Origin of the sequence: Crocinitomix catalasitica ATCC 23190 (genome assembly GCF_000621625.1) — a bacterium.
GTDB classification, from domain to species: Bacteria; Bacteroidota; Bacteroidia; order Flavobacteriales_D; family Crocinitomicaceae; genus Crocinitomix; species Crocinitomix catalasitica.
In genome coordinates this window covers 64,348-72,103 of sequence record NZ_JHXV01000028.1, presented here as the reverse complement: position 1 = coordinate 72,103, position 7,756 = coordinate 64,348, and the positions used below count along the sequence as shown (strand labels likewise).

7 protein-coding genes are annotated in these 7,756 nt (G+C 34.9%); 5 read left to right on the top strand and 2 right to left on the bottom strand.

Annotation, left to right across the window (positions count from 1 at the left end; translation table 11 throughout):
- Positions 1-329: 329 nt before the first annotated feature.
- Entirely contained in the window at positions 330-968 is a 639-nt protein-coding gene (locus T367_RS0115265; protein ID WP_027420625.1) for a recombinase family protein, read from the bottom strand.
- 329 nt (positions 969-1,297) lie between these two features.
- On the opposite strand from T367_RS0115265, the gene T367_RS0115260 reads away from it, so the two are divergent.
- Positions 1,298-1,720 carry a DUF2147 domain-containing protein gene (locus tag T367_RS0115260; protein WP_027420624.1) on the top strand — a complete coding sequence of 141 codons (423 nt, stop codon included), beginning with the start codon at positions 1,298-1,300 and terminating at the stop codon, positions 1,718-1,720.
- Between the two features lie 169 nt (positions 1,721-1,889).
- On the top strand, positions 1,890-2,579 hold the full coding sequence (locus T367_RS0115255) for a carboxypeptidase-like regulatory domain-containing protein (RefSeq protein ID WP_027420623.1): 690 nt from the start codon (positions 1,890-1,892) through the stop codon (positions 2,577-2,579).
- Here T367_RS0115255 and metF read toward each other — a convergent pair.
- Complete coding sequence (gene metF / locus T367_RS0115250; RefSeq protein ID WP_027420622.1) at positions 2,576-3,529, bottom strand: methylenetetrahydrofolate reductase [NAD(P)H]; 954 nt, start codon at positions 3,527-3,529, stop codon at positions 2,576-2,578. The genes T367_RS0115255 and metF overlap by 4 nt on opposite strands.
- Before the next feature lie 355 nt (positions 3,530-3,884).
- On the opposite strand from metF, the gene lepA reads away from it, so the two are divergent.
- From lepA to T367_RS0115235, 3 genes are all read left to right on the top strand, one after another.
- Positions 3,885-5,675 (top strand): translation elongation factor 4, encoded by a 1,791-nt coding sequence (gene lepA / locus T367_RS0115245; RefSeq protein WP_027420621.1) that lies wholly within the window; start codon positions 3,885-3,887, stop codon positions 5,673-5,675.
- Positions 5,676-6,006: 331 nt separating this feature from the next.
- Positions 6,007-6,756, top strand: coding sequence for a 3-deoxy-manno-octulosonate cytidylyltransferase (kdsB, locus tag T367_RS0115240; RefSeq protein ID WP_027420620.1), 750 nt, complete (start codon positions 6,007-6,009; stop codon positions 6,754-6,756).
- A 105-nt stretch (positions 6,757-6,861) separates the two neighbouring features.
- Complete coding sequence (locus T367_RS0115235; protein WP_072032214.1) at positions 6,862-7,743, top strand: pseudouridine synthase; 882 nt, start codon at positions 6,862-6,864, stop codon at positions 7,741-7,743.
- Positions 7,744-7,756 lie beyond the last annotated feature (13 nt).

Sequence of the window (7,756 nt, the reverse complement as noted above, 5' to 3'; positions counted from 1 at the left end):
ATCATAGCTAAATTGGGTTAGGTATTAATTTGGGTATATTACTGAAGCAAGTTTACGTAATTTCAACATTAAAATATTCAGTGTAAACACTTAATAGTACTATTAATAAAAATTAATCTATAGATCGTTCTGAAGAATTGTTATAGTGGAATTCGAAAAACTCTAAAATATCGCTCGTCAGTTTATAAAACGTGTAAAATTTGAATAATTAATCTTGAACAAATTGTTCGAGTTTAAATCAGCCTGTGAAAATGATTATGATATAATTTTTTATTTACGTTTAATCTCGTAATTCAATGATCACTATACCTTATCTTTAAGGTATAACATTAATAAGACGATACTCCTTCAGTAAATAGTAATATGTAAATTTTCTTTACAGTGTCATAATGCGTCTTTTGAAGCTTAGCAACCTTCGCTACTGGAAGACCGTGCTGAAGTAGCTCAATTTCCTCTGGATATTTTTTCTTATAGTATTCTAATCCGAATTTTGTACCCGTCTTTCTACCAGACTTTTTATTACTCTTATTGATACCAGATTTTATTCTTTCAACCATCAATTCCCTCTCATGTTGAGCTAGACTAGTTAGGATACCTATTATTAAATTAGCTGTAGCATCTTTACGTGTAGGATGAAGCAGTAGGTCAACATTGTTCACATACACACCTACGCCCTTTGATTTAAGTTCTTCAATGCATTTCATGACATCTGGAGTACTTCTACCCAATCTAGAAATTTCATGTACCATTACTAAATTAATAGATTTGTCTTTATCTAATTGATTAATGATTTTTACAAACTCTGGTCGCATAGAATAAGGTTTCGCTCCTGAAATGACTTCAGAATACATGTCTGCCAACTCCCAATCCTTGTTATTACACCTCTCTTCAAGTTCTGCCAATTGACGATTTGTGTCCTGATCCTTCGTTGAGACTCTGGTATATGCAATGACTTTAAATTTATCCATCTTGACCTTTTACAAATTTACAAGACAAATATAAAAATTACAGTCGTTTATTCCAAAATAAACATAAGAAGTTTACATTAGAATAATATTAACGCCGTTTTATTGGGGTTGTCACGAACAGAATATTAACAATTCATTCCAGCTTAAACAAACCAACAAAAATTACATTTTACGACATTCGCATAAATGCATAACAATCCGCGGAATTCAATTACGCTTTTTGAAATTTCATGAATATATTTGTAATCAACGAAGAAAAGATAAAAGCATTCTAAAGCGACACATTACTAAACAGCACTTTTATCATAAACAATTTAAAATACTGAACTATGAAAAGAATAGGATTAAGTCTAATTGTAATAATGTTTTCAATTTTCACTTATGCACAAACTGATGTTGTTGGAACATGGAAAACAATTGACGACGAAACAGGCAAAGAAAAATCGACTGTTAAAATTTACAAGGCGACTAATGGAAAATATTATGGGAAAATAATAGACATAACGAATCCAGATAAAAAGAATGGTGTTTGTGAAAAATGTGAAGGATCAAAAAAGAATAAACCTTTAATGGGAATGAACATCATTGAAGGCTTAGAGAAAGATGGCACTGATTATAGTGGTGGAACGATTACTAATCCAGAGGATGGAGAAGTTTATACTTGTACGATATGGAGAGAAGGTGAAAACTTAAAAGTGCGTGGTTATATTGGATGGTTTTATAAAACACAAACCTGGATAAAAGTGAATTAAGTCTTATTCATCTTTAGTAACGAACACAAAAGCTCATCATTACTGATGGGCTTTTTTTATTAATAATTTCATTCGAATAAGAACGACTTACTTTAACCCTCAATCCCATCAAACGCCAAACCATTTATGGAATAAACCCTCCAACTGCATCATTAAAGAAACGAATGATATGCAACTCAAATTCAATTGCCCGATTCCAGTTGATTCTTTACAATCAAAAAAAGATGGCCTTCATTGCTCAGCATGCAATAAAACAATCACAGATTTTAGAGGATTAAGCAATACTGAAATCGCCAAGCGCAACACACCAAACACTTGCGGCATCTTCACGAAAGCTCAAATTACGAACCGTAAACGCGCTTTAATATTCAGTAAATTTAAGTTGGCTTTTGTAGCTGTATTTATTTTAGGAATTAGTAGTAACGTACTATTTTCACAAGATTCGATTCCTTCGTTAGAAATAGACAGCAACATTGTGAATACACGTTATTATACGCTTTTTGGAAAAGTCACAGATGAAAATGGTCAACCAACTCCCTTTGTTAATTTAATTCTGGTAAACGATTCTTTAACACGAAAAACACGTTCGGATATTGACGGCAATTTCAAGTTCGAGTTACCAATCTCTGAATTTGCGAACAAGTTCGTTGACCTTTCTGCTCGATTTGTGGGATACTCAGAAATGAAATATAAAGACATCTATTTTGGAACGGTACAAGAAATTGAATTACAAGTGAAAATGATAAAATCAAACGAAATACTAATAGGTTATTTACACATCGATCAAAGAATTGAGATCAATCTTGAAAATTATCAAACCACCAAAATTTCAGGTGACGACTTGCGCAGAATGCCTTAAAAAACTTGTTTAGCAATCGCTCGAACTGAATCAGACTTGGACATCGTATAGAAATGGATACATGGCACACCCGCAGCTTTTAATTCTTTCGCTTGTTGAATACCCCACTCTACACCTAATGCTTCAACAGCATCATTTGTCTTACATTTCATTAATTCAGCAGCAAAATCTTCAGGAAAATCAATATTAAAAAACTTAGGCAAGAACGAAATGTGATTTAAATTCTTGATCGGTTTCATTCCTGGAATAATCGGCACATTGATTCCAATGGCACGACATTTATCCACAAATTCGAAGAATTTTTTATTGTCAAAAAACATTTGTGTTACAATATAATCAGCACCTGCATCAACCTTAGCTTTCAGATGCATTAAATCTGATGTCAAATTCATGGCTTCAAAATGTTTTTCGGGATATCCCGCTACACCAATACAAAAATCAGTAGGATCAAGACTAACATCATCCATTAAATATTGTCCATTATTCATTTCAACAACTTGCCCAACCAATTCTTTAGCGAACGAATGGCCACTAGGATCAGGACGGAAATTAGGTTCTGTTTTAACAGCATCACCTCTTAAAGTCAAAACATTATCAATTCCTAAAAAATGTAAATCTATAAGTGCATTCTCCGTCTCCTCTCTACTAAAGCCTCCACAAATTAAATGTGGAACGGTATCAACATTGTATTTATTAATAATTGCAGCACAAATACCAACTGTCCCAGGTCGTTTTCTGATTGATATTTTCTCTAGTAAACCGTTCTCTCTTGTCTTGTAAACATATTCCTCACGATGGTAAGTAACATTCACAAATTTCGGATCAAATTCCATCAACGGTTCAATTCCATCATAGATAGATTGAATACTTTTCCCTTTTAACGGAGGTAAAATTTCAAATGAGAACAATGTTTTCCCTTTTGCATTACTGATGTGATCGATTACTTTCATGGTATATAAAATAGGTTGCAAATATAAGGTTTAAGGCGATATATCATAGCAACCTCCGTTCTAGTTAACAGTGGAATTCAGCTTTCTTATTCAAGGCGTACAGCCTAGCCTTTCTATGTTATGACTATATTGAGACCAGTAAACGGCATTTTCTTAGAACAAATCTCACCATTTTATTCGATTCTGTGAAATTTTATAATAGTCGAGCTGTAGTGCTTAAAATCAAGAAAATTAATCGTCAAATTTTGAATTCGTTACACCCTATTTTTGCTAGATTTTTTACAGAAAAAATTCGCAATAATTTTTCGATATGACGAAAGGGCTAAAATAAATAAATTTCATCTATTTTTGCAACATGAAGAACATCAGGAATTTTTGTATCATAGCGCATATTGACCACGGGAAAAGTACCCTGGCTGATAGAATGCTGCAGATGACGGGGACGATATCGGACAGAGACATGCAGAATCAAGCTTTAGATGATATGGATATTGAGCGAGAGCGTGGGATTACGATTAAAAGTCATGCCATACAAATGGATTATACCCAAGATGGTGTTGACTATGTGTTAAACCTTATTGACACACCCGGTCACGTCGATTTTTCGTACGAAGTTTCTCGTTCTATTGCCGCCTGTGAAGGTGCTTTATTAATTGTTGATGCTGCCCAAGGAATTGAAGCGCAAACAATTTCGAATTTATATTTAGCCTTAGAAAATGATTTGGAAATTATTCCAATTCTAAATAAAATGGATTTACCAGGTGCACAACCTGAGGAAGTAACAGATGAAATTGTTGACTTAATTGGTTGCGATCCTTCGGATGTCATTCCAGCAAGTGGCAAAACTGGACTTGGTGTTGATAAAATACTAGAAGCTATTATTTCTAGAATTCCAGCACCAAAAGGAAATGCTGATGCGCCGTTACAAGCCATGATTTTTGACTCTGTGTTCAACTCGTTTAGAGGCATTATCGCCTACTTCCGAGTTCTGAACGGTGAAATGCACAAGGGTGATTTGGTGAAATTCGTCAATACTGGTCGTGAGTATCATGCTGATGAAATTGGTATTTTAAGAATGGAAATGGAGCCGAGAAAGGTCGTAAAAACTGGTGATGTTGGTTATATAATTTCTGGCATTAAGAAAGCGAACGAAGTAAAGGTTGGTGATACGATTACTACGGTTAAAAATCCTTGTGAAGCAATTGTACAAGGTTTCGAGGATGTTAAACCTATGGTATTCGCCGGTGTTTACCCAGTTGATACAGATGAATATGAAGAATTGCGTTACTCAATGGAGAAATTGCAATTGAATGATGCTTCTTTGGTTTTCGAACCTGAATCGTCTGCGGCATTAGGTTTCGGATTCCGTTGTGGATTCTTAGGAATGCTGCACATGGAGATTATCCAAGAGCGTCTCGAACGAGAATTCAACATGACGGTGATTACTACCGTACCCAATGTATCGTATAAAACTTATTTACGAAAAGGTGATCAAATGTTAGTGGTGAATAACCCTTCCGAATTACCCGATCCTTCAATGATCAACTATATTGAAGAACCATACATTCGCGCTCAAATCATTACTAAAGCCGATTATGTCGGTCAAATTATGAATTTGTGTATCGAAAAACGTGGTGAACTGAAAAATCAAGTCTACCTAACGCAATCGCGTGTTGAAATAACTTTCGAGATGCCAATGGGTGAGGTTGTATTCGATTTCTATGATAAACTAAAATCGGTATCAAGAGGATATGCTTCTTTTGATTATACGCCGATCGACTATAAAAAATCTGACCTTATTAAATTAGATATATTATTGAACGGCGATCAAGTTGATGCTTTGTCAGCACTTGTTCACAGAAGTAATGCGCACGATTTAGGTAAAAAGATTTGTGTTAAATTGAAGGAGCTAATCCCAAGACAACAATTCGAAATTCCTATTCAAGCAGCAATTGGTGCTAAGGTTGTTTCGAGAGAGACGATTAAGGCTTTAAGAAAGGATGTAACCGCCAAATGTTACGGTGGTGATATCTCGCGTAAACGTAAGTTATTAGAGAAGCAGAAAAAAGGTAAAAAACGAATGCGTCAAGTAGGGAATGTTGAAATTCCGCAAGAAGCATTCTTAGCTGTTTTGAAATTAGACTAGGAAGCGTTGCTTCTTTTGAAACGTTGTTTCTTTTACTGTTCGATTTGAGAAGCGTTGCTTCTTTTGAAACGTTGTTTCTTTTACTGTTCGATTTGACTGAACGGTTTAAGTGTGTAGCGTTGTTTCTTTTACTGTTCGATTTGAGAAGCGTTGCTTCTTTTATTGTCCGATTTGACTGAACGGTTTAAGTGTGTAGCGTTACTTCTTTTACTGTTCGAAATAACCGAAGTGTTTAAGCATGAAGTGTTGCTTCTTTTTAGAAGGTTTAAGAATGATTTTGACATCAATCGATTCTATATAATTTAGTTCGATTGTACTAAATAAATATTAAATGAAAGTACTAGGCATCATCCCATCACGTTACGGTTCGAGTCGTTTCCCTGGAAAACCACTCATCGATTTAATGGGTAAATCCATGATTCAAAGGGTTTACGAACAAGCAAAAAAATGTTCAGCTTTTGATACGGTTCTCGTTGCGACTGATCATCCTGAAATTGAAGCACATGTTTTAGCTTTTGGAGGAGAAGTAATGATGACAAGTAGTGATCACAACAGTGGAACAGAACGATGCGGTGAGGTCATTCAAAAGTATAACGACTTTGATATCATTGTCAACATTCAAGGTGACGAACCTTTAATTCGACCAGAACAGCTGAATGAATTGGTTGATTTATTTTCAGATTCGACTGTTGAAATAGGAACGATTGTCAAAAAAATAGCGGTCGAGTCAGATGTTAGAAATCCCAATCGTATAAAAGTTGTTTTGGATGCCAATAACAACGGCATTTATTTCAGCCGAAGCCCTATTCCACATATCGCGAATACACCACACGAAGATTGGTTAAAAAAGACAGACTTTTTCAAACATATTGGCATTTATGCATGGCGAAAAAGTACATTAAATGAATTATTGGCTTTACCGGCGAGTGATTTAGAAAAATTAGAATCCTTAGAGCAATTGCGTTGGTTGTACAACGGGTATAAAATTCGAACGACCTTAACGACAGTAGAAACGCCTAATATCGATGCTCCAGAAGATGTTGAACGCGTTTTAGAATTATTAAAAAAAGATAATTCATAACGAATTTTATAAATTCTCGTATCCAATTAGGCGGTACATTTCGAATTAACACGAAAGCGCACATTAGATACAAAATAAAGCTATCTTTGCAAAAAATTTCAGATTATGAGTGAAAGAGGAAAAAAATCAAGCGGACCTGGTAAATCAAGTCGTGGTGGTTCAGGAAGAGGAAAAGATACAAAGAAACCTTTTGGTAGTAAAAAACCAGCAGGAAAACGTCCGTATGCCGGAGATAAATTTAAGAAGGCAAAAGGTGATCCTATGCCATCATTTAGTGATGAAGTTCGATTAAATAAATTTATTGCGAACGCTGGAATTTGTTCAAGAAGAGAAGCTGATGTTTTAATCGAATCTGGAATCGTTGAAGTTAACGGTAAAATCATCGTTGAAATGGGTTATAAAGTTAAGCCAACTGACGAGGTTAAATATGACGGTAGCATCATTCAAACGGAGAAAAAACAATATGTATTATTGAATAAACCCAAAGATTTCATCACAACGATGGATGACCCTATGGGCAGAAGAACAGTTTTACAATTGGTGAAAAATGCATGTAAAGAACGTATCTATCCGGTAGGTCGTTTAGATAGAAATACAACAGGTGTTTTATTGTTCACGAATGATGGTGATATGGCTAAAAAGCTTACGCATCCTCGTTATGAAGTTAAAAAAATATACCACGTTGAATTAGACAAACCAATGCAAGTTGCACATGTTGATGCATTATTGGCTGGTGTTGAATTAGACGATGCTGATTTTGCTAAAGCAGATAAAGTTGAGATCATAAAAGACACGAGAAGTCGCGAAGTTGGCGTTGAAATTCATTCAGGGAAAAACAGAGTTGTTCGAAGAATGTTTGAAGCAGTTGGTTATACTGTAACAAGATTGGACAGAGTAAAATTTGCTGGACTAACGAAGAAAGATTTACCACGTGGCACTTGGAGACATTTATCGTCTCAAGAAGTTGACTTCTTAAGAATGTCATAGAAACAAAATCTCT